Raw genomic sequence first — 22697 nt, 5'->3', positions numbered from 1 at the left:
CTACTGACCTCCCAATTGTGATAAAATCGTGAGAAGACTATTTAGCGAGGAGAAAATTATGCAGGTTTTTCGAACCATCATTCAAATTACCATTCTATGCTTATTTTATGAATTGGGAAAGTGGTGTACAGCCTTCTTTCATTTGCCCATTCCCGGAAGCGTTATCGGGATGCTTTTTTTGTTTCTACTTCTCTTGACGGGGGTAGTGAAAGAAAGATTATTAATGGACGGTACGGGATTCTTTCTAAGACATTTTTCCTTCTTTTTTCTTCCCTTGTCAGTTAGCGCAATGGTTCTGGGGCCATATTTTATTGATTTCGGGTGGAAACTCATTGTCATTCTGGTTATTAGCGGGATAACAGGGTTTGTAGGAACCGCCTTATCAGCGGAGAGATTAATAAGATGGAAGGAGAAGCGAAACCATGATCCATCTCATTAGTTCACTTATGGCAATAGGCATGACAATCTTGTATTTTATCTTTGGGGTAAAAATTCACCGACTTTGGCCAATCCCCATAACAATACCTATTTTTCTTAGTACAATTACTGTAATTGTCACATTACTGATTATCGATATTCCATATGAACAGTATGCAGACTTCACATCTTTCATAACCTATTTACTTGGACCTGCTACTGTTTCCCTTGCGTATCCCCTTTATCAGCACCGAAAGTTATTAGTACAGCATATACAGCCGATCCTTATCGGTATCCTTTTCGGTAGCGGTATGTCTATGCTTATTTCTTATTTCTTCAGTATGTGGTTGCGTATCCCAACTGAATGGAACCGATCCTTGCTTATTAAAACCATAACAACCCCAGTAGCTGTTGATATAGGGGAAGTAATTGGTGCAAATTTAGAAGTCATTCCGACGGTAGTCATTGTGACAGGGATGTTTGGTGCTATGATCATACCTTCTATATTAAATTGGTTGCAAGTAAAACACCCCATCGCAAAAGGACTTCCATTCGGTGTGATTTCCCATGGAGTAGGGACGGCACAGGCTATTAAAGAAGGCGAGAGGGAAGGGGCGGTTAGTGGTGCTGCGATGGCATTAACCGCCACGATCATGTCCTTCGTCATCCCCCTCCTATTTCTTTTTGTTTGATATAGTAATTGAAGGGAGCGAATCCCATAATAATTAACCACCATACTAAACAAAGCTTTCCCTTTAAAAACAGATTGTGATTCGGTATAGTAAGGTAAGGTGAAATTACAAAAGAGAAGGAAGATAATATGATTGTCAAAACTGATGAAGATTTAAAAGCGTTAAAAGAAATAGGAAGTATCGTGGCTAAGATCCGTGATGAATTACGCTCTCATACTAAGCCTGGCATAACGACAAAAAAGCTTGACGATATGGCCGGGAGAATGTTCGAAGATAATGGAGCCATTTCAGGTCCTAAAGGGGAATATGACTTTCCGGGTTTCACATGTATTAGTGTAAATGAAGAAGTGGCTCATGGAATTCCAGGTGAGCGTGTAATCAATGAGGGAGACCTTGTCAATATTGACGTATCAGGTTCTAAAGATGGCTACTATGCTGATACAGGAATCTCATTTGTTGTTGGGGAGGGAGACCCAAAACTTACAGACTTATGTGAAGCCGCATTAAAATCATTTCAAGCGGGTCTACAGAAAGCAAGAGCTGGATCAAAACAAAACGGAATCGGCAAAGCGGTTAATAATGAAGCGAGAAAGAATGGTTATACGGTGATTATGAACTTAACGGGCCACGGTGTAGGAAAGTCTCTTCATGAGAAACCGGATCACATCTTAAATTATTTCGATCCTTGGGATAATGCACTGTTAAAAGAAGGAATGGTCATTGCATTTGAACCATTCATCTCAACCAAGGCACAAAACGTAATCGAAAAAGGTGACGGCTGGACCTACATCACACCCGACAGCAGCTTCGTCGCCCAAATAGAACACACCATCATCATAACCAAGGACGAACCAATCATTTTAACACAATAAAGCAGTGAGGGACGGACCTTGATTCCTAGGAGTAGCTCCTAGGAATCAAGGTCCGTCCCTCTTTTTGTATAGGTTTTGTATAACAATGGTTGAATGCGATCCCTATGAGGAAATGGGAGCGAATCAATAGTTTAACATTAATTTTTTGGCATGGATTTCTTATACACTCAATAGAACCATACTTTAATGAATTATTTTAATTTTACAAACAAAATGATTGTCATAGGAAAAAAGTTGGGGTAAAGTAGATATATTGAAGTTATACAAAAATTATACATAAATCACTAAAAATAACGTTATTTATCGGAGGATCCCCATGGCTGTTCTATTTTCAAGAAAACCCAAAACTGAGTCTGTAATCGTCCCTACTTCTAAAGTCATTGTCCTGCAAGACAAGAAACTGAATGAAAGATTGCATTATATGCAATTCCAGGAACACCATTTGAACGAACTAAAAGAAGTTCTCCCCGTCTATGAGCAGTTATCCGATTCGTTGCTTGACACGGTCTTGGATCATCTCTACAAACATCCAAGTTTAGTCGAAATTGCTGATAACCACTCGAGCCGAGAACGTTTAAAGAATGTTTTCCATGATTACTTTCGTTCATTATTCTCTGGTGAGTTAAATGAAGAATATTTCTCCATGAGGGAGAGGATGGGGAAGATCCATAACCGGAATGGTGTTACAATCGATTGGTTTATTTCCACCTACACAACCATTCAGCATCTATTGATCCCTAAGATTGTAGAACTCTATCAAAACGACCCATCAAAACTTGCTTCTGTCCTGGTCGCAATTGATCACGGAATCCATTTAGACGCAAGTATTGTATCAGAATACTATATCCAAAGCAGAATGGATGAGCTCGAGAAGCTTCATCAGGAAAATCAGGCCCTTCAATTAGAAATGCTCAACATGAACACAGAACTCGGATCCTCATTAAGTCAAACAGAAAAAAGTCTAAATGAGACTGCTACGAAAGCGGAACGTATTCGTGCAGAATCTGAAAACACAGAGAAGAGCAGCAAAAATCTTCTTCATCTTTCAAGAATGAACAAAGATCAAACAGATAATATGATCGACAGCTTTGGCATCATTACTGAGCAAATCGAAACGCTTTTAAACGAGATCCAAGGTGTAAAAGCAATTGCAGAACAGATTACGCCGCTTTCAAATTCGATACAGCAAATAGCTGAGCAGACAAACCTCCTTGCATTAAATGCCTCGATTGAAGCAGCACGAGCCGGTAATGAAGGCAGGGGATTTGCAGTCGTTGCTTCTGAAGTGCGAAAGCTTGCCGAAGACTCAAAGGAACTGAGCCATTCCATTCATCAGCTTGTGAATGAAAGCAATAAGCAAATCGGAGTTGTCTCAAACCGGGTTCGCAACATGACTGACTTAACGGAGAACTCCCGCAAAGAGATAGGGAATGTACAAAATGGCATTATGACCGTTCAAATGGAAATGGAAAACTATATGGGTATGTTCAAACGGAATCAATCTGAATTAAATCATATTGTTGAAGCCATCAGGCAAATTAATCATACAACAGATGAATTGGTTCAGTTTGCTTCTACGATCATTAAAAAAATGAATTAATAGAAAAAAGGGAAACCGTTTTTGATACCGGTTTCCCTTTTTTCTATTAAACGATTTTCGTTTTACCACACTCTTGACACTTTCGATAAAACTTTCCATCTAATACACGTGATTTGAAAATATTGTTCCCACATTCGCAGCGACCGCTGTGTTCGTCGGGATCATCTTTATAAAGTACGATATTTTCTTCCTGATTTTCCAACCTCGTCAGCCTCCAGTTCAACCGATACTTCTTATAGTATAGTAGGAATCTTACAGCTTGTTAAGATTAAACTTCCTTCTTTTATAAGACTATATCTTCTTCAATTAAAAAATATATCGAGTATTGCGCATTATTCATCTACCAAAAAAAAAGCAAATTGATTTGTAGAATCAGTGCCAAATAGAATAAAATTTTATAATGATTTTATCCATAAATATCCTTTACACCTATTATTTTCATTGATAATTACCATAGTATTCCTCTACATGATAGTTTATACAGGAAATCGCTTTCTATTACAGTCGTGAAATATTCTTGACGCACGATATTAAAGTTCCTGTTATTGAATTGAGATTTTACTATGTTAGTATTTTCCCTGTTAGCAAAAATAAATAAACCGCTAGCTACATAAGGAGGAATTTTTCTATGAAACTAAAAAAATCGATTATTTCTGTGGCTGCATTTACAACACTTGCAGTGTCTGGTGGAGCTAGCGCTTCAGCACAAGACATCGAAGTTAATAAAGGTGACACTTTATGGGGAATTGCGCAGGAATACGGAACATCAGTTGATCAACTCATGAAATGGAACAATTTAAATTCACACCTAATCTACCCTGACCAAGAACTCAAGGTATCATCCAAAGAATACTATACAGTAAAAAAAGGTGACACACTCTGGGGGATTTCTTCACAATATGGAGTTTCCGTTGACAGTTTAATAGGCTGGAACGCACTTGAGAGTGACCTGATTGTCCCAGGACAAGAGTTAGTCATCAATTTAGAAGATAAAAAAGCACCTTCAGCTACTGCAAATACTTCTGAGCAAGCAGCAGCTCCTGCTCAAGAAGAAGAAACAGCAGAAGTAGCTCCAGAAGCTGAAGCGCCTGCAGCAGAACCGGCTGAAGAAGAACCGGCAGCAGCAGAACCAGCTCCACAAGAGGAAGCTGTTAAGGAAATCACAGTAGAAGCAACTGCTTACACAGCAAGTTGTGAAGGTTGCTCTGGTACGACAGCAACTGGAGTTAATCTTTTAGAAAATCCTGATGCAAAAGTAATCGCAGTGGACCCGGATGTCATTCCACTGGGATCAAAAGTATATGTTGAAGGATACGGTTATGCAACTGCTGAAGATACAGGTGGAGCGATTAAAGGAAATCGTATCGATGTATTCATCCCATCAAAAGATCAAGCGGTTGATTGGGGCAGAAAATCAGTCAACGTAAAAATCCTTGAAAGTAAATAATAGAGTGGAACCACTGGGAAGTCATTCTCAGTGGTTTTTTTATATTTCAATTAGCTTATCTCTTTATCACAAGATGCAAATGGGATAACTTTCTTAATAGTCTCTTCATTGCCTATTTCCATTCAATTCACCTACGTTTTTCAACTAACATTTCCCTTCAAATGAAAGAGTTAGAAATACTTCCAGCTGATTCGACAGAAAACAATAAATATTACACGCTTGTCATCTAATTGTTATCGGTTTATAAACATTTTGTTATATGTCTGAGGTAAGTCTATGTTACTATTTCAACTGTTGGTTTCATAGACCGAACACAAAAGGAGGAATTCCACAAGATGAAAAAAGTATTATTTTCCATTTTTTCCTTCACAGTTTTTCTAACAATCGGACTTACTTCTGCCTATGCAGAATCAGACGATACTGCAATGAATGATTATCATAATATAGAAAAAGGCGATATTCTTTGGGAGATTGCAAATCGATATCATGTTTCGATAGATGAGGTTGGCACACGCCAACAACTTTTAGAAGAAGGTTATACTGTGAATAACGCACAAGAAGATGAACAAGCTGTTAAATCCGCAGATACGGAAACTTCCGGTGACAACGTTGTAAAAGAGGTTAACGTCACCGCAACTGCGTATACAGCCTATTGTGAGGGCTGTATCGGCATCACAAAGACGGGAGTTGACTTAATCGAAAACCCTGATGCAAGAGTCATTGCCGTCGATCCAAGTGTCATTCCACTGGGATCTAAGGTGTATGTAGAAGGATACGGTTATGCCCGTGCGGAAGATACAGGTGGAGCCATTAAAGGAAAACGCATCGACATATATATGGAAAAGGAAAAAGATGCCCTTAAATATGGTGTACAGGATGTCAAAGTAAAAATAATTGAAGAGTAATGTATAGTCAGGACGCCGACTTTGGCGTCCTTTTTGTATCCAAAAAAACTATTTCCCTTGAAGTTTTGTACCTTTTCTAGCAGAAGGAGCTACCGATTTCATCTCAATTTCCTCACCCATTTGTTGTTGAGCTAATTTTTCAGCTGTTTCATGTTGAGAATTCTTTTGCTTGTTTTTCATGATTGGACCTCCCCCCGTACATTTTTAATTAATATTCACCGATATATGAAAATTACTACAGGTACTCCATCCAGAATTCCCATTTTTTACTTCAAGTATTATTGAGAAAACCTTTAATTATATCGACTTAAATACTTTTTCTTCCTGTAAAATTGTTAATACATGATTGTCAACCCGATTTATCTTAACGGAATATAATGCGTTTTCATTTCCAGTTTCTCAAGCTCGGAAATTCCTAAATTGGCTTTCACTTCAAAAAAAGAATAGGAATGAAAACGTTTAAATTACAAACACTATAAAAAAATATAATGGTTATCACTTGCAAAGTTAAACTTTTTTCTGATAGGGTAACAAATGTTGGTTTTATGAGAGTGTCGTGAGGGAATAGGTAATAAGTAATCATTCCTCCACAATCCTCAGAATGCACATATTCCCATCTGCATTAACTGAGACTCTTTCACGATGAAGATTATTGCCGCTGGTGTACATATTATGACAAACACCCTTAATCCGGCTGTCGTTACCTTCATACAGAAAAGAGCAAAAATACATTGAAAATGGAAAGGAGAATTTTATGAAGAGGATATCAAATGTTTTCTGGATTACCGTTGCATTAGTTGCAGCTTCTGTTGCCTATGGTGTCATCGCGCCAAAGTCATTCGAAAATGTAACAGCTGATATGCAAAGCTTTATTACCTCAACATTCGGTTGGTATTATCTTATTTTAGTAACAGTGATTGTTATTTTCTGCGTATTCTTGATCTTTAGTCCAATCGGAACGATTAGATTAGGAAAGCCAGACGAGAAACCTGAGTACACGAAAGGAACATGGTTCGCCATGTTATTTAGTGCAGGGATGGGAATCGGTTTAGTATTCTGGGGGGCAGCAGAGCCGCTGTCACACTATTTGACGCCCCCACTTGCTGAAGGTGGAACGAATCAGGCGATCAAGGAATCAATGCGTTATACGTTCTTCCACTGGGGAATACATGCTTGGGCGATCTATGCGATTGTCGCTCTAGCACTCGCTTATTATAAATTCCGTAAAGATGAGCCTGGCTTAATCTCAGCTACATTGAGACCGATCTTTGGAGATAAAGTGAACGGTCCACTGGGAACGGTCATCGATGTATTGGCTGTATTCGCCACCGTTGTCGGTGTTGCCACAACGCTTGGGTTCGGTGCAGCACAAATTAACGGAGGACTTTCATATCTACTGGGAGTTCCAAATAATTTCACCGTTCAATTCATTATCATTGCGGTTGTAACCGTCTTATTTATGATATCGGCATGGTCAGGATTAAGTAAGGGAATTAAATATCTATCAAATACGAATATGGTATTGGCAATTGGACTGTTCGTGTTAATGTTCTTTATCGGGCCTACATTGCTCATCCTGAATATGTTCACTGATACAATTGGTGCTTATATTCAAAACATCGCTGCCATGAGTTTCCGGATCGCCCCATTAAACGAAGAGCATCGCGGGTGGATCAATGGCTGGACGATTTTCTATTGGGCATGGTGGATTTCCTGGTCTCCATTTGTCGGAATCTTCATCGCACGTGTATCACGAGGCAGAACCATTCGTGAATTCTTAATCGGTGTACTACTGCTGCCAGCTTTAGTCAGTTTCATTTGGTTCGCTACTTTTGGTACATCTGCCATTGAAATTCAACAAGCTGGAACGGATATATCAGGACTAAATACAGAAGAGGTATTATTTGCTGTATTTAACGGATTTGAATGGTCAACGATTCTTTCGGTCATTGCCATCACATTGATCGGAACCTTCTTCATTACGTCTGCTGACTCAGCTACTTTCGTTCTGGGAATGCAAACAACCTATGGATCGTTGACTCCGCCAAACTATGTGAAGTTAACTTGGGGCCTTGCTCAGTCTACTGTTGCATTAATCCTTCTCTATAGTGGAGGATTACAGGCATTACAAAATGCGTTAATTGTCGCAGCGTTGCCATTCTCGGTCATTATGGCCCTGATGATGCTGTCCCTGTATAAATCACTGAATCAAGAGAAGAAAGAGCTTGGATTATACATCAAACCTAAGCCAAGAAAAACAAAAGAGCCTAAAGAGCACATGTAAATTCGTTTTAGCGCCTGGAAATGTTCCAGGCGCCTTTTTTTATATCAAGCACGTCCTATCTAGACATTTTACTCATTTTCCTCTCCACATGATATGCAAAACCCACTGTTCATAGGCAATCTGCTCCAGCTGCATTTCATAGTCAAAAAGTGAATGCAGATTTTAATTAACCTACAATTTGTCCCCTACATACATTAATATCGTAGTAAGATAACTGGAGGTGACTGATGATGTATGGATATGGATACCCTGGATATGGATATGGCTGCGGTGGTGGCTACGCTGGTGGCTTTGCGTTAATCGTAGTTTTATTCATCCTATTAATTATCGTTGGAGCAGCGTTTGTTTGTTAATAATAAATGAATAATGGTTAGGTGACCTCAAATGATAGTCAATGATTTCTCTACCAACACCCGGTAAAGAAAAAAATGACTACCGGGGTCATCTTTTTTTATACATATTGATTGTCACAGAGTGTTTCTCGTATTAGAATACAAGAGGAATCAATACTCTTGTAAAGGATCGAACCCCGATGACTAAAAAATTCTCACAAAAAAAGCGTCCCAGTAAGAAAAAACGATCCTCACCATTTAAGATCGTCCTTATACCCATCATCGTCTTAGCTATTTATTACACCGTAAATAATGAAGAAACCACTTATAACTTGTCCTCATTGGGCAGGGAAAAAATCCCCCCCGAATACATTCCCATCTATAAAGCAGCTGAAGAGGAATATGGGGTACCGTGGTATTTACTCGCTGCTCATCACCGGGTCGAAACAAAATTCTCCACCATGAAGTCTCTTGTATCTCCTGTGGGAGCTGAGGGACACATGCAATTCATGCCATGTACATTTGTCGGCTGGGCACACCCGAGTTGCTCAGGATTAGGGAAGGGAAATATCCCAGAAAACCAAAAGACAGACCCCGATGTCATTGAAAAGTATGGTGGTTATGGAGTCGATGCAAATGGAGATGGCATAGCCGATCCATTTCAAATTGAGGATGCAGTATTTAGTGCTGCAAACTATTTGGAACGAAATGGAGCAGCCGATGGAAAAATCGAACAAGCCGTATTTGCCTACAATCATAGTGACAAATATGTAGAAGATGTATTGTACTATGTAGATCGATTTTTAGAAGATGAAGAAGAGGAGTCAAGCAAGGCTATGTGATTTTTATATTTATGGAGAAGAGCCGGAAATTAATGATATCGGTTCTTTTTTTATTTTTTTTGAACAGGTATGAAAAAAGGAGGGGCATATTCCCAATAGCCCAATAATCATATACACTCCCATAATAAATTGTTATGATAAGATTCGTGAATTTTTTCGTATGGCAAAGGTGATTCAGATGAAAACGACAGAAATGATAGAAGAGTGGCAAACCGCTCTGGATATGGAAATTCTCCAACTAAAAAAACGGGAAACATCAGGAGTTTTAATAGAAGAAGGCAGATGTATCCGAAAAGAAGAAAATGCCTATATTTATTGGTTCACCCTTAGTTATCCTTCTTCTTTACCAGAAGGAGGAGGCGTAGTTTATAAGAGAAAGCAATCGAGAATCTCAGGGATAGTGATTAGTTCAGAGGACCGGGAGTGCATGATTGAACTCGATCAATTCATAGGAGACACTATTTCTTATGGTCAGATATTGCATGAACCGTGGGAAATATTAGAGAAGTTGATAGAAAGATTAGACGAAGCAAAAGAGCGACATGCAAAAACACAGCGTATTGATCATGTGATGAATCCAATGCAAGAAACAAGGCATCCGAAGACTACCTTTAAAAACCCTTTACACGAAGCATACGTGCGCAGTAAATATAATCCTGTTACGTACCTATGGGGACCACCTGGAACAGGAAAAACCTATACGCTTGCCAGAGTAGCTGCTTATCATTATTCAGAAGGGAAAAAAGTGCTGCTTCTATCTCATAGTAATGCTGCAGTTGATGTCTTAATAGAAGAAATGCATCATTTTCTCAGCAGCCACGATCGGTGGAAGAGAGGGGAAGTCATCCGATATGGTACCAGCCGCAAAGCGTATAGTGAAGATGTCAAAGATCTAAGCGTGCTTCAATTATTAGAACAACATGACCCCAGCCTTGCAGAAGAAAAAGGAAAGGTCGAAACCTATCGGAGAAGGTTAAAAAATAAACTGGCGAAAACATATTCAAGTTATGATTCCGAACGGTTGTCTCAACTAGAGGTTCATTATCAAAAAATCAAAGAAAAGTTTAAACGAAGAGAAGGTGAACTTGTCACAGATGCAAGGGTCATCGGCACAACTCTCTCTAAAGCTGCCATTGATGGCATCCTTTATGAAGAAGAGTTTGACCTTGTTATCGTGGATGAGGCGAGTATGGCGTATATACCTCAGGTAGCATTTGCTGCATCCCTTGGAAAAAAGATCATCATTTGCGGGGATTTCAAACAGCTCCCGCCTATTTCTACATCCTTTCATCCGATGGTAACCAAGTGGCTGAAGGAAGACATCTTTCATTGTGCTCAAGTTGCACATGCCGTTGATAAGGGCAGGGACCACCCTCAGTTATTATTACTTCCGGAACAACGGCGAATGCATCCAAGTATTTCGGCATTTACCAATCAGTATATCTACCATTCGAAGGTAGGCGATCACCATTCGGTACAACTGAAGAGAGAAGAGATTACGAATAAAATGCCTTTCCCTTCTCATGGGGCGGTATTATTTTCACTTAAAGAAGGTACAGAATGGGCAGAGACTCAAAAAGGCTCGCGTTGGAATGTCCTTTCCAGTTTAGTGACGATCCAACTTACTTTGAAAGCGATCGAGGATGGTATTCAATCTATCGGGATCGTGACCCCCTACCGAGTCCAGGCAAAATGGTACAACCTTTTACTGGAGGAATTGGTAAAGACCGAAATTCCTCAATTGAATTTATATGCCGCTACGGTGCATGGCTTCCAAGGCTCGGAAAATGACATGATCCTATTTGATCTCGTTGATGGAGTTTCCCACGGGAAACCGGGGGCACTACTGACTCGAAAAGGAAGCGATAGGCTACTGAATGTAGCGATTACGCGAGCGAGGGGGAAGTTCGTTCTTATTGGGAATGATCAATTTATTCAGGAGAAAACCCATTCTGCCCAACCCATACATCAATTCATACGACACCTTCAACAGGATGGGCATAAGGAAACAAGTTCATCACTCACCCCTTCCTCCACCAAGAAAATGAAGTGGATTGATGTGAGTGATCAGAATAGACTGGTGAAGGATCTCAAGGCAGCGAAACAAAAAATCGTTGTGAACGTGGGACTTATAACAGATATTCCTCAAGTGTTATTGAGCATTTTACAAACTGTATCCGCTGAAAAAAACGTCATAATCCAATGTAAAGACCTCAGCGCTACGCAACCGGGAGTCAGCATCAAAATTAATAAAGCAACAACGGCAATCCCATTCATCGCGTTAGATGAAAAAGTCATCTGGTTCAATTCTTTTTCGAAAGGAAAGGACCGATTCCCTTTTCATGTGAGGATATTATCAAAAAGAATCACAGGTCAATTCCTCAAAATGATTGAAGAAAAATAAGCGGTGGTCCCATTGAAAGTTGGTAGCTTGAATACTACTTCTATCAAAAGGAGCCACCGCTTTTTTATTTTTCAACTAGTATACTCCATTTTTGCTTCGTCAGCACCCGACCAATTATTCTAGCTGATATCGAATGAAGTCCTAACGCCTCTACATACTTTTCCGCTTCATCCTCAGGCAAACTTACTAATAATCCTCCTGAAGTAATCGCGTCACATACAATCCACTGATCTTCCTTAGTGATACTCGCATCATAGTGCACTTTTTCTTCAAGCCACTGATGGTTCGCCTTCGACCCGCCAGGAATAACTCCTTTGGCTGCTAATTCCTTAGTCCCATCTAATAGGGGAATGGAAGAGTATGAGAACTCTATGGACACACCACTGCCCTTAGCCATTTCAAAGGCGTGACCCATTAAGCCAAAGCCTGTTACATCTGTCACTGCATTCGGATGAAAGTCATGTAAAACTTCTGCTGCAGATTTATTTAACATGCTCATGACTTCGATCACATCATTTTCTTGGTCTGCCGACACCATCTTACGCTTAATACCTGTCGTTAAAATTCCTACACCCAGTGGTTTTGTAAGAACCAAAACGTCTCCTTCTTTGGCACCGTTGTTTTTCCAATATTTTTTCGGGTGAACGATTCCAGTAACACTCAAACCGAATTTCGGTTCTTGATCGTCAATGGAATGGCCGCCGACCGTCACAGCACCAGCTTCGATTACTTTATTTTGTGCACCGCACAGAATTTTAGTAAGTATTTCACTTCCGAGCTTTTTTATTGGAAACCCTACAATGTTTAAAACCGTTTTCGGCGTTCCGCCCATAGCATAGACGTCACTTAGTGCGTTTGCCGCTGCGATTTGACCAAATTGGTAAGGATCATCCACAATCGGGGTAAAATAATCTACGGTTTGTACCATAGCCAGATCATCTGTCAGTTGATAAATACCACCATCGTCAGATGATTCGCTTCCTACTAACAATGCTTCAGTAAATGGTTGAGGGGGCAGTTGACGCAACACTTGCGTCAAGTCACTAGGACTAAGTTTGCAGCCTCAGCCAGCTTTTGAAGAAAGTTCTGTTAAACGGATAATTTCTTCCCTGCTCATTCACTTCACCCCTTTATGTATGAATATTCTAATTGTACAGGATAAAAATACAATCCGGCAAAGGAGAAGTGACGGATGGGGAAAAATCAGGAGGGGAGGAGGGAATTTGCATCTGAAATTTTTCTAAAATAGGATTTGCATCTTAAAAACAGGAGTATTATTTGATGATAGGGATCAAAACAGCACTGCAGATAGATAGAAGGTAAGTATTTGGAGAAAAATAGAAGCTATGGTATTATGCAGACATGAAAATATACAAATAAAGGAGGAAAAGAAGATGAAAAAAGTCTCGATTACAATTGAATTTTGCATGATGTGAAACTATGCACCTAAAGCCGCGAGTTTCGCGGAACAACTGTTTACCCATTTTCGTTCAGACATTGAGGAACTTAAGTTAATACCATCCTCTGGTGGCGCATTTGAAATTACAGTAGGAAAAGAAAAGGTTTATTCTAAATTAGATACAGGAGTGTTTCCTGACCTAAACCTTATCATTTCTTCGATGGAATCCCTATAAACATGTTTAAAGGTCTGAATTTTCACTTCAGACCTTTTCATCTATTTAGAAAGTGATTACTCATCAGATAACCCCTGGACTCGGATGACGAAGGAAGTGGGAGTGGGACATTCCTTTTTAGGGACATTGATTTCGATTGTATGGTGCTCGATTGAATAGGTGATTGCCCGTTGCTTTAAACAAAAGGGAAAACGAATGGTTCGGTTTCTCACCTTGATTTCGTCCTTCATCAGTATCGATACTACCAATTGAGTGTCATTTTTCTTAATGATTAATTCCTCTGGATGAATATTTTCTGTTTCGATTTCTACGATGAACGCTTCCGTTGTATCCAGAAAGTCGACTCTAAATTCTTGTTCATCCAATTGAACCGTAGCAGGATCCAATAGCCAATCCTTCATATTCTCCTCCCAGTTCTCTAAATAGAAATCCTCCCTTTCCTTGCTCATTTACACCTGACCCCCAACTTATTCTTTTACACATTGTATTCTTTCTAATTTAAATGGTGAGGGTGTTATAATCAGTATAAAGAATAAAGGAGGGTCCATAGTGAAACAACTCGTCAGACACATTCCGCCCATCTACCTACTACAACAATCCAATCAATTCCATACTCTCCTTAACAAGCATGACCTCACTAAAGAAAGAGGGACGGACCTATTAAAAGAGGTGATTTCATGCTGTCGGAATTCCCTGCTCAATGAACAATGGCAAGGACCTCATCCATCAACAGACGACTTTGTCAAAGAAGTGTTTGTACAAGCGGATACCTTGATGCAAGAATCGCATTCTCTTTCTCTTCACAAGGTTATTAATGCAACCGGAACCATATTGCATACGAATTTAGGACGGGCCAGATTGGGACAAGATGCCATTGAACATGTCCAAATGATTGCAGGTCACTACAGTAATTTAGAATACGATATTGAGGGGGGAAATAGAGGTTCGAGGCATACCCATGCTGAAAAGTTCATCTGTGAGTTAACTGGAGCGGAAGCGGCCATGGTTGTGAACAATAATGCAGCAGCTGTTTACCTTATTCTCACTGCCCTTGCGAAACATAAAAAGGTGATTGTCTCCAGAGGGGAGCTCGTGGAAATCGGAGGATCGTTTCGAATTTCTTCCATCATGGAAGAAAGTGGTGCTCTGCTCTCTGAGGTTGGAACGACCAACAAAACCCACTTAAGGGATTATGAAGAAGCACTATGTGAAGAAACAACCATGATCATGAAAGTCCATCAAAGTAATTTTGTGATAAAAGGATTTACATCATCCGTTTCCACTGACGAACTTGTTCAGTTATCCCACCGACATCCCCATATCCTATATTATGAAGATTTAGGGAGTGGTGCTCTTTACGACTTTGAAAAAATGGGGATCGGAAATGAACCTGTGGTAAAGACTGTCATTGAAAAAGGGAGCGACCTCGTTTCTTTTAGTGGAGATAAATTATTAGGAGGGCCCCAGGCTGGTATCATTGCAGGAAAAAAACAATGGATTGATCAGCTTAAAAAGCATCAGCTGGCCCGGGTACTGCGTGTAGACAAAATGACACTGGCAGCTTTAGAGATGACACTCATGCATTACATAAAAGGGGAGGAACAGGATAAAAATCCGACCATTGCATCCATTACCCGCGAAAAAGAAGAGATTCTTCAGCAATCCACACAGTTCGTAGAAGAGGGAAATTCATTGAAATCGAATTTCATGTTTAAAATAATTAAAGGAAAAAGTCAGATTGGTGGAGGGACGATGCCGGACGTTGAATTAGATACTTATCTCGTTTCAGTTACTCATGACAAATTGTCTGCCCAGGAAATACATGAGAACCTTAGAAAAGGGAACCCTTCAATATTAACAAGGATTCAGGAAGAAGCCGTTCTCTTTGATCTACGAACTGTCTCCTCCCTTGAACAAAAGGACATTATCCACGCATTAAAGGATTTGCATTAGATGATAAAAGGGAGTGCAGGGGTTGTGATAACACAACCCCTGCACTCCCTCATTTATTGGTTACATATCGTGATGGCTATGTTGCTTTTGGCGAGTATGGTTACGATTCTTTACTTTATGTGATCCACTTAAAGGCTCCTGCTGTCCAGACTGCTTCGGAGCATTTTTACGCATATCTTTGCTATCATTTTTGTTCATAAAGCATCCCTCCTGTTATTAGAATGCTTTGCTCTGAAACAGTTTATTCATGGGTATAATTTTCAGCCGATCTGACCATACTAAAAAAGCTAATTTCACAATAAGGAGAGATTATCCATGCCTTACCATAAAGACAAACAACAAGCGTACCAAGCTGCTGAGCAAAGCGTTACTGAAATACAGAATACAATCAATGAACTTGTTTTAGATGGAGCAAGTTACGGTTCACAACTGGCTCACTTAAAGAATGAGGTAAACGAAGCGTATCAACAAATTGAAAATGCACTTGAAGTGGCATCTGAAACACAAAGAGCACAACTCCAACAATTCAAATCAGACTTGTCTTCAATCGTCAATGAAGTAAACGGACAATCGTAAAAAAACAGAAGAAACAAAACCCGCTCTGCTAAACATTCACAGAGCGGGTTTTGTTTTTGGACAAACGGGGTAGGGGAAGAGAGATGAAGATATTTACATAAATGACGGTGATTAAACCAAACTGAGTATGTTCATAAACTTCGTTCGTTTAACCACCTTATCATTTGAATTACTGATTGGTTTTGCGTTTTTTATTAAACTGACGTTGAGCTTCAGTTAATGGTTCATTTGAATATTCTTCATTGTACCCGGCACCTTTTCCTTGTGCCTTCGCTGCATTCATCCCGTTGATTACATGATTTGCTTTACGTTTAGCCATTGTAGGACACCTCCATATGGATAGAATGCCACCATCATCAATCCTTTATAAGAGGGAAAGGCTAGCAGATTTATTTTATCACGATAATATTTTTATGAAACTGACACGTTTTGACATGGGGAAAAATGTTGATTTACCAATATTTTTCTAGAAACCTAAAGGAGTTTATTATTTTAGATAAGAAAAACTTATCAAAAACAATAACTTTATTGTTATTTACTTATGTAATCGCTTGTATTAAGATGTAAATGTGAGAAAAGTTCGTTAGTTTTTAGAACGAAAACTTTTCGACTTATTGTTTGATGTAGTTTAGAGGGGGAATTCGAAATGGCAAAGAACGATGTATTTAATGCACGATCTTCTTTCGAACTAGAAGGAAAACGTTATCATTACTATCGTTTAAAAGCGCTTGAAGAAGCAGGAGTAACAAAAATTAATCGTTTACCTTACAGTGTAAAGGTATTGCTCGAGTCTGTACTTCGTCAGTTTGACGGACGCGTGATCAACAAAGACCACGTTGAAAATTTAGCAAACTGGGGCTCAACCGAAGTAAAGGATGCGGAAGTTCCATTCAAACCTTCCCGTGTCATCCTTCAAGACTTTACTGGAGTACCAGCAGTAGTTGACTTAGCGTCTTTACGTAAAGCAATGGCTGATATTGGTGGAGATCCACAAAAGATCAATCCTGAAATTCCAGTTGATCTTGTAATTGACCACTCCGTACAAGTAGATAAATATGGTACAGTCGGTGCTTTACAAGCGAATATGGATCTTGAATTCGAACGAAACGCTGAGCGTTATCAGTTCCTTAGCTGGGCTCAAAAAGCATTTGAAAACTATCGTGCTGTACCGCCGGCAACGGGTATCGTACACCAAGTTAACCTTGAGTATCTAGCGAATGTCGTTCACGCTGTTGAAACAACAGATGGCGATTTTGAAACATATCCGGATACATTGGTCGGTACTGACTCTCATACCACTATGATCAACGGAATCGGCGTGTTAGGTTGGGGTGTAGGTGGAATCGAAGCAGAAGCAGGAATGCTTGGTCAACCTTCATACTTCCCAATCCCGGAAGTTATCGGGGTAAAACTGACAGGTGAACTTCCTAATGGAGCAACAGCTACTGACTTAGCTCTTAAAGTTACACAAGTATTGCGTCAAAAAGGTGTAGTAGGGAAATTTGTTGAATACTTCGGAACAGGAGTAGCAACATTACCACTTGCCGACCGTGCAACAATTGCCAATATGGCTCCTGAATACGGTGCTACATGTGGTTTCTTCCCAGTAGATTCAGAGTCTTTAGACTATCTTCGTTTAACAGGCCGTGACGAAGACCACATCAAAATGGTTGAGGAATATTTAAAGAAAAATGATATGTTCTTCACTCCTGAAAAGGAAGAACCAACATATACAGATGTAGTAGAAATTGACCTTTCTGTAGTGGAACCTAACCTTTCCGGACCTAAACGTCCACAGGATTTAATTCCTCTATCTGATATGAAAGAATCGTTCAATAAGTCAATTACTGCTAAAGAAGGCGTTCAAGGCTTCGGTTTAGATGCGTCCGAAATTAATAAAACGGCAAAGTACACAACGGAAGATGGTAAAGATGTTGTTATGCCTACTGGAGCGATTGGTATCGCTGCCATTACATCTTGTACAAATACATCGAACCCTTATGTTATGCTGGGTGCTGGCTTAGTTGCGAAAAAAGCAGTAGAGCTCGGAATGAACGTTCCTGATTACGTAAAAACTTCCCTGGCTCCAGGGTCAAAAGTTGTGACTGGTTACCTTAGAGATTCAGGTTTACTATCTTACCTTGAAGATATCGGCTTTAACCTTGTAGGGTATGGTTGTACGACTTGTATCGGTAACTCTGGTCCACTACGTCCGGAAATTGAGAAGGCTGTATCAGACGCTGATTTACTCTTAACTTCAGTACTTTCAGGAAATCGTAATTTCGAAGGTCGTATTCATCCATTAGTGAAAGCAAACTACCTTGCTTCACCACCACTGGTTGTTGCTTATGCATTAGCTGGTACAGTGGACATTGATCTTCAAAAAGATTCTCTGGGTAAAGATAAAGACGGAAATGATGTATTCTTCAGAGACATCTGGCCTTCTCAAGATGAAGTCAAGGATGCTGTAAAATCTACTGTTACTCCTGAGTTATTCCGTAGAGAATACGAGCATGTTTTCTCTGAAAACGAGCGTTGGAACGAAATCAAAACAAGTAATGAGCCACTTTATAGCTTCGATGATCAATCGACATATATCCAAAATCCATCTTTCTTCACTGGATTAGCAACTACTCCAGAAGATATCCAAGGATTAAATGGACTGCGTGTTGTTGGTAAATTTGGTGACTCAGTAACAACTGACCACATTTCTCCTGCAGGCGCGATCGGTAAGGATACGCCAGCTGGTAAATACCTGCGTGCTAACAATGTTGAACCACGTGATTTCAATTCATACGGTTCTCGTCGTGGTAACCATGAAGTGATGATGCGCGGTACGTTTGCAAACATTCGTATTCGTAACCAAATTGCTCCAGGAACAGAAGGTGGTTTCACAACCTACTGGCCAGACAATGAAGTTATGGCAATGTACGATGCTTGTATGAAATATCAACAAGATGGTACTGGATTAGTTGTTCTTGCAGGAAAAGATTACGGTATGGGATCTTCCCGTGACTGGGCAGCAAAAGGTACAAACCTTCTTGGTATCAAAACGGTTATCGCTGAAAGCTATGAGCGTATTCACCGTTCGAATCTTGTAATGATGGGAGTGCTTCCACTTCAATTCAAAAAGGGTGACAGCGCTGAATCTCTAGGTTTAACAGGTAGAGAAACGATTTCTGTCAATGTGACAAACGATGTTAAACCTCGTGATATCTTAACGGTTACAGCTGTAGCTGAAGATGGAACAAAAACAGAGTTCGAAGTACTGGCTCGATTTGATTCAGATGTAGAAGTAGACTACTACCGTCATGGTGGAATTCTACAAATGGTTCTACGTAATAAATTACAGGCATAATGTATGCTTTCAAGCCCCGGGTTCTCCCGGGGCTTTTTTTGTCCAACAATAAAGGCCAGAGGTCACTTGAAATTCCATGACTAAATAGAGACAAGCTTTCATAAGATGATAGTAATATCATTCCAATGAGAGGGGCACTCCTTTGAAATCTATCTTTGGCATATTGCTTGTAGCTTTATTAGTCTTCACGTTCTATATGGAAAATAAGTCGGAGCCCACTTCCTTATCTGAAAGCACGTTCGGGCAAGCAACTGAGTATGATCAATTAATCGATATAGAAGAAGGAGAAGTGTCGGAAACTACTCCTGTAGAGAACTATCCAGGTCCGAATGTAGGGGATAAGGCCATCGACTTTAAATTGGATACCCTTTCCGGGCAATCAATCACTTTATCTGAATTGAAGGGAAAGAAAGTGATTCTCAATTTCTGGGCTACTTGGTGTCCACCCTGTAAAGAAGAAATGCCGATCATGCAGGAGTTCTATACGAAATACGGCAAGGACGTTGAAATCCTGGCAATCAATATCGATCCCCAATACAACGTAAAAGAATACCAAAAAGCAATGGGACTCACATTCCCGATCCTATTAGACAAAGACGACAAAATCAACAACGCATATGACATACTAACAGTCCCAACCACCTTTATCATCAACGAACAAGGAATCATCACCCACAAACAAATCGGCGCCATCACAAGCCTTGAATCCTTCACCGCGCTAATCAAGTGAGGGACGGACCTTCATACCATGTTAAATCGCTTTTAATATACCGTTGGTGAGGGACGGACCTCTAAACTTCAGATTTTTCGAAATCCGATCGTCATCCGATCGTCCAAATCCTACAATCCGATCAGAAACAAGCTCTACTATTGTGACCTTTGTTTAAAATATCTGACATTTGGATATACTACTTATAACAAACCACAATTGAGAGTGAGGGGATTGAATTGCGCAGACCGAGAAAAAAATCATTCGCAGATCTTGTGAAAGAAAATAAAAAGCAGCTTCTTCTAGATCAGGATGCAATTGATGCCATTGAAGAACGAATCGATGCCAGACTGGAAATAAAGCGCCCTATTGGCAAAGCCGAGTAAGGAATTACGAGGCTTATTTTTTTTGCCTCAGAAATCATACTGCCAATTATTACGCCTTTTCTTCCTTCCCATTTTGGTAATCATACTAGTAAGGAGGGGAAGTTAATGAGTAATTCAAAGGGAAGTCCGAATCATTTTGCACCAAACCATATTGGTACTCAATCAAGAGAAGCAGGCGGAAACAAGGGAAAACAAATGCAAGATAAGTCAGGTAAGCATGCGCAAGTCATCCAAACAAAGGGTGAATAACACTTACCTATGGAACAAAAAATGAAAAGGGACAGGCCTTAAGGTCCGTCCCTTAATACAAATAGCAGGAGGAATGAAGGATGGCATGGGATAAACCGAATCCGGATGATCGTAGTGATAATGTAGAGAAGCTTCAAGGCATGGTTCAGCATACGATTGAGAATATGGATAAGGCTGAGGAGTCGATGGCGTTCACAGACAGTGAAGAGCAGCTTCAGTCTATTAAAGCGAAGAATGAGCGTCGCAGAGAAAGCCTGGAAGCTTTCCGAAATGAAATCAAAGACGAATCTCATCAAACAGAGCAATAACATCTGGAACCCGAACGGAGAAGGCTCTTAAGAGAACCTGTCTGTTCGGGTTCTTTCCTCAATAAAAGGTCAGCAGCCTTCACTCCTAAGCCTATATGTTCAATGCCTTCTCCAATCTATGTTAAAATGAGTAAGGATACTGATTAGATGAAGAGGGTGTAAGGATGCATATTGCTGAAAAAACCATAGAGGTACGATACGCAGAAACCGATCAAATGGGTGTTGTGTATCATGCGAATTATCTTGTGTGGATGGAATTAGGGAGAACGCAGCTTATTGAAGATCTCGGCTTTAAATACGCTGATATTGAAAAAGATGGGATTCTTTCTCCAGTTATTGATCTTAATGTCAGCTATAAATCACCGGTTCGTTACGGTGAAAAAGCGTTTATTAAAACATGGGTCGAAGAATATGATGGGCTCCGCATTACATATGCTTACGAAATCTATAATGGTCAAAACCAGCTGGCCATCACGGGACAATCTAAGCATGTTTGCGTTAAGCAAGAAAACTTCCGTCCGATTTCTATTCGGAAAATGTTTCCTCATTGGCATGAAGCATACGAGAGGGTCAAGAAGTAATTTCAATATAATTGAAATATTGTCTTGAAAGCTATAAGCATGAGGAAAGGAAGATCTCCATGGCATTCGGCTTAACCAAAGATGAATTACTTGCATGGAAGCAGTGTGTAAAACGGGGAGAGATTGCATTTCTCACTCATTATTGGCTTGATGACCGCTTCCCCCATGCACGATCTGTCACGAAAGTGGGCTGTTGTGATCTCGATGCATTGACTCAGTGGGGAGATAAGTACGGGTTGAAAAAAGAATGGATTCATGAGAGGGAAGACGGTTTTCCCCATTTCGATCTACTGGGAGATATTCAATATGACATTCTTCTTAAAGAGGGGCTCCACGACCATATCTCACGCTTTATTAACCGAAAATAAAAAGGCTGGCGAATGCCAGCCTCTTTCCATGCAACCTTACTTCTTGTACTCATATGAAGGCTCTTGAAGCTTATCGTCAAATTCAACGTATAAATCATGACCATCAAAAAACCATAAATCTCTCTCTTCAATAAAAAATTCCCTGTTCTCGATTTCAATTCGTTCACCAAGATCAACCGGTTCGTCTTTGTTCACTCCTAATGAAAAACTATCATGCAGAGGACTGGAACCTCCATAGCGCACATAAAAACGAACTTGATCGCCTTCCTCTACAAGCATTTCGTTCTTAAACCATGTTAGAGCTTCTTTTGAAATATGTATCTTCATTGATGAGACTCCTTTCTCTACAGGTATTCCTCCAGAGTGTTTCACGTTTCTTTACAAAGAAGGTTTCATTTCATATTATATACATAGAAAAGAAGGAACATCTACTAATACGCATAAAGGATGAGATGAATGAATACACAAACATTATTATACTACATAGGTGCATTTATATTTGCCGGATTAAGTGTATTGACGTTCCTGCAATTACACGATGCGAAATATCAGATGGAAGCCGGCACCTTCATTATCATTGCTGCCCTCATTTATTATGGGATGGTCACTCTATTCTTTAAGGGCAGCCGCAAAACTTTTTTGATCGCCAATGCCTTATTGGCTGTATTAGCCCTTGGAGGTATATTCTTTAATTCACTGCTATTCGGTGGACATTAAAAAAACGAGCTTCCGTAGAGGGGGCTCGTTTTTTTTTACCTAGAAAATAAAGGTGCTAACATA

26 protein-coding genes and 1 pseudogene are annotated in these 22697 nt (G+C 39.9%); 21 read left to right on the top strand and 6 right to left on the bottom strand.

Features of this window, described 5'->3' with window-relative positions:
* The first annotated feature begins 58 nt into the window (after positions 1 to 58).
* The 6 genes from ACQKFO_RS04595 (at position 59) to ACQKFO_RS04570 (ending at position 5933) form a co-directional block, all read left to right on the top strand.
* Positions 59 to 439, top strand: coding sequence for a CidA/LrgA family protein (locus ACQKFO_RS04595; RefSeq protein WP_427597123.1), 381 nt, complete (start codon positions 59 to 61; stop codon positions 437 to 439).
* On the top strand, positions 423 to 1109 hold the full coding sequence (locus tag ACQKFO_RS04590) for an LrgB family protein (RefSeq protein ID WP_427597121.1): 687 nt from the start codon (positions 423 to 425) through the stop codon (positions 1107 to 1109). The genes ACQKFO_RS04595 and ACQKFO_RS04590 overlap by 17 nt, the downstream gene beginning before the upstream one ends.
* A 128-nt stretch (positions 1110 to 1237) precedes the next feature.
* Entirely contained in the window at positions 1238 to 1981 is a 744-nt protein-coding gene (gene map, locus ACQKFO_RS04585) for a type I methionyl aminopeptidase (RefSeq protein WP_427597120.1), read from the top strand.
* 316 nt (positions 1982 to 2297) lie between these two features.
* The gene (locus ACQKFO_RS04580) at positions 2298 to 3581 is read left to right on the top strand and encodes a protoglobin domain-containing protein (protein WP_427597119.1); all 1284 of its coding nucleotides are present in this window, start codon (positions 2298 to 2300) and stop codon (positions 3579 to 3581) included.
* 628 nt (positions 3582 to 4209) lie between these two features.
* Entirely contained in the window at positions 4210 to 5028 is an 819-nt protein-coding gene (locus ACQKFO_RS04575) for a LysM peptidoglycan-binding domain-containing protein (RefSeq protein ID WP_427597118.1), read from the top strand.
* A 335-nt stretch (positions 5029 to 5363) separates the two neighbouring features.
* Positions 5364 to 5933, top strand: a complete 570-nt coding sequence (locus ACQKFO_RS04570) for a 3D domain-containing protein (protein ID WP_427597117.1) — start codon at positions 5364 to 5366, stop codon at positions 5931 to 5933.
* Positions 5934 to 5981: 48 nt separating this feature from the next.
* On the opposite strand, the gene ACQKFO_RS04565 is transcribed toward ACQKFO_RS04570, so the two are convergent.
* On the bottom strand, positions 5982 to 6113 hold the full coding sequence (locus tag ACQKFO_RS04565) for a hypothetical protein (protein WP_427597115.1): 132 nt from the start codon (positions 6111 to 6113) through the stop codon (positions 5982 to 5984).
* A 574-nt stretch (positions 6114 to 6687) separates the two neighbouring features.
* Between ACQKFO_RS04565 and ACQKFO_RS04560 the strand changes: the two genes are divergently transcribed.
* The 4 genes from ACQKFO_RS04560 to ACQKFO_RS04545 all read left to right on the top strand — a co-directional run bounded on the left by ACQKFO_RS04560 (position 6688) and on the right by ACQKFO_RS04545 (position 11795).
* On the top strand, positions 6688 to 8217 hold the full coding sequence (locus ACQKFO_RS04560; protein ID WP_427597114.1) for a glycine betaine uptake BCCT transporter: 1530 nt from the start codon (positions 6688 to 6690) through the stop codon (positions 8215 to 8217).
* Between the two features lie 230 nt (positions 8218 to 8447).
* Positions 8448 to 8570, top strand: coding sequence for a YjcZ family sporulation protein (locus ACQKFO_RS04555; protein ID WP_172655644.1), 123 nt, complete (start codon positions 8448 to 8450; stop codon positions 8568 to 8570).
* Between the two features lie 179 nt (positions 8571 to 8749).
* On the top strand, positions 8750 to 9391 hold the full coding sequence (locus tag ACQKFO_RS04550; protein ID WP_427597113.1) for a lytic transglycosylase domain-containing protein: 642 nt from the start codon (positions 8750 to 8752) through the stop codon (positions 9389 to 9391).
* A gap of 178 nt (positions 9392 to 9569) precedes the next feature.
* A complete protein-coding gene (locus ACQKFO_RS04545; protein ID WP_427597112.1) occupies positions 9570 to 11795 on the top strand; it encodes a DEAD/DEAH box helicase in 2226 nt (741 codons plus the stop codon).
* 64 nt (positions 11796 to 11859) lie between these two features.
* Here ACQKFO_RS04545 and selD read toward each other — a convergent pair whose 3' ends face one another.
* Positions 11860 to 12912: a selenide, water dikinase SelD gene (selD, locus tag ACQKFO_RS04540; protein ID WP_427597111.1), complete on the bottom strand. Its 1053-nt coding sequence runs from the start codon at positions 12910 to 12912 to the stop codon at positions 11860 to 11862.
* A gap of 331 nt (positions 12913 to 13243) precedes the next feature.
* Here selD and ACQKFO_RS04535 point away from each other — a divergent pair.
* Positions 13244 to 13429 (top strand): annotated as a pseudogene (locus tag ACQKFO_RS04535) (Rdx family protein); the annotation flags it as partial.
* A 56-nt stretch (positions 13430 to 13485) separates the two neighbouring features.
* Here ACQKFO_RS04535 and ACQKFO_RS04530 read toward each other — a convergent pair.
* Positions 13486 to 13878: an Hsp20/alpha crystallin family protein gene (locus ACQKFO_RS04530; RefSeq protein ID WP_427597110.1), complete on the bottom strand. Its 393-nt coding sequence runs from the start codon at positions 13876 to 13878 to the stop codon at positions 13486 to 13488.
* A 100-nt stretch (positions 13879 to 13978) separates the two neighbouring features.
* On the opposite strand from ACQKFO_RS04530, the gene selA reads away from it, so the two are divergent.
* Positions 13979 to 15382 (top strand): L-seryl-tRNA(Sec) selenium transferase, encoded by a 1404-nt coding sequence (gene selA / locus ACQKFO_RS04525; RefSeq protein WP_427597109.1) that lies wholly within the window; start codon positions 13979 to 13981, stop codon positions 15380 to 15382.
* A gap of 60 nt (positions 15383 to 15442) precedes the next feature.
* On the opposite strand, the gene ACQKFO_RS04520 is transcribed toward selA, so the two are convergent.
* A complete protein-coding gene (locus ACQKFO_RS04520) occupies positions 15443 to 15580 on the bottom strand; it encodes a small acid-soluble spore protein P (RefSeq protein ID WP_148968976.1) in 138 nt (45 codons plus the stop codon).
* A gap of 117 nt (positions 15581 to 15697) precedes the next feature.
* Between ACQKFO_RS04520 and ACQKFO_RS04515 the strand changes: the two genes are divergently transcribed.
* Positions 15698 to 15958 carry a hypothetical protein gene (locus ACQKFO_RS04515; protein WP_148968975.1) on the top strand — a complete coding sequence of 87 codons (261 nt, stop codon included), beginning with the start codon at positions 15698 to 15700 and terminating at the stop codon, positions 15956 to 15958.
* Positions 15959 to 16127: 169 nt separating this feature from the next.
* Here ACQKFO_RS04515 and sspO read toward each other — a convergent pair whose 3' ends face one another.
* Positions 16128 to 16277 (bottom strand): small acid-soluble spore protein O, encoded by a 150-nt coding sequence (gene sspO / locus ACQKFO_RS04510; RefSeq protein WP_113967856.1) that lies wholly within the window; start codon positions 16275 to 16277, stop codon positions 16128 to 16130.
* 327 nt (positions 16278 to 16604) lie between these two features.
* On the opposite strand from sspO, the gene acnA reads away from it, so the two are divergent.
* The 7 genes from acnA (at position 16605) to ACQKFO_RS04475 (ending at position 21917) form a co-directional block, all read left to right on the top strand.
* Positions 16605 to 19316, top strand: coding sequence for an aconitate hydratase AcnA (acnA, locus tag ACQKFO_RS04505; RefSeq protein ID WP_427597108.1), 2712 nt, complete (start codon positions 16605 to 16607; stop codon positions 19314 to 19316).
* A gap of 142 nt (positions 19317 to 19458) precedes the next feature.
* Positions 19459 to 20046: a peroxiredoxin family protein gene (locus tag ACQKFO_RS04500; RefSeq protein WP_427597107.1), complete on the top strand. Its 588-nt coding sequence runs from the start codon at positions 19459 to 19461 to the stop codon at positions 20044 to 20046.
* Between the two features lie 218 nt (positions 20047 to 20264).
* Positions 20265 to 20411, top strand: a complete 147-nt coding sequence (locus tag ACQKFO_RS04495; protein WP_113967859.1) for an FbpB family small basic protein — start codon at positions 20265 to 20267, stop codon at positions 20409 to 20411.
* 105 nt (positions 20412 to 20516) lie between these two features.
* Positions 20517 to 20660 carry an acid-soluble spore protein N gene (locus ACQKFO_RS04490; protein WP_427597106.1) on the top strand — a complete coding sequence of 48 codons (144 nt, stop codon included), beginning with the start codon at positions 20517 to 20519 and terminating at the stop codon, positions 20658 to 20660.
* Positions 20661 to 20740: 80 nt separating this feature from the next.
* On the top strand, positions 20741 to 20968 hold the full coding sequence (gene tlp, locus ACQKFO_RS04485; RefSeq protein ID WP_427597105.1) for a small acid-soluble spore protein Tlp: 228 nt from the start codon (positions 20741 to 20743) through the stop codon (positions 20966 to 20968).
* A gap of 164 nt (positions 20969 to 21132) precedes the next feature.
* On the top strand, positions 21133 to 21549 hold the full coding sequence (locus tag ACQKFO_RS04480; protein ID WP_427597104.1) for an acyl-CoA thioesterase: 417 nt from the start codon (positions 21133 to 21135) through the stop codon (positions 21547 to 21549).
* Positions 21550 to 21608: 59 nt separating this feature from the next.
* The gene (locus ACQKFO_RS04475) at positions 21609 to 21917 is read left to right on the top strand and encodes a hypothetical protein (RefSeq protein WP_427597102.1); all 309 of its coding nucleotides are present in this window, start codon (positions 21609 to 21611) and stop codon (positions 21915 to 21917) included.
* Between the two features lie 36 nt (positions 21918 to 21953).
* On the opposite strand, the gene ACQKFO_RS04470 is transcribed toward ACQKFO_RS04475, so the two are convergent.
* Positions 21954 to 22244: a HesB/YadR/YfhF family protein gene (locus ACQKFO_RS04470; protein WP_148968968.1), complete on the bottom strand. Its 291-nt coding sequence runs from the start codon at positions 22242 to 22244 to the stop codon at positions 21954 to 21956.
* Between the two features lie 129 nt (positions 22245 to 22373).
* On the opposite strand from ACQKFO_RS04470, the gene ACQKFO_RS04465 reads away from it, so the two are divergent.
* The gene (locus ACQKFO_RS04465; RefSeq protein ID WP_427597101.1) at positions 22374 to 22634 is read left to right on the top strand and encodes a hypothetical protein; all 261 of its coding nucleotides are present in this window, start codon (positions 22374 to 22376) and stop codon (positions 22632 to 22634) included.
* The last annotated feature ends 63 nt before the right edge of the window (positions 22635 to 22697 follow it).

It is taken from the genome of Rossellomorea sp. NPDC071047, assembly GCF_050270195.1.
Taxonomy (GTDB): Bacteria; Bacillota; Bacilli; order Bacillales; family Bacillaceae_B; genus Rossellomorea.
This window is presented reverse-complemented; position numbering and strand designations above follow the sequence as displayed.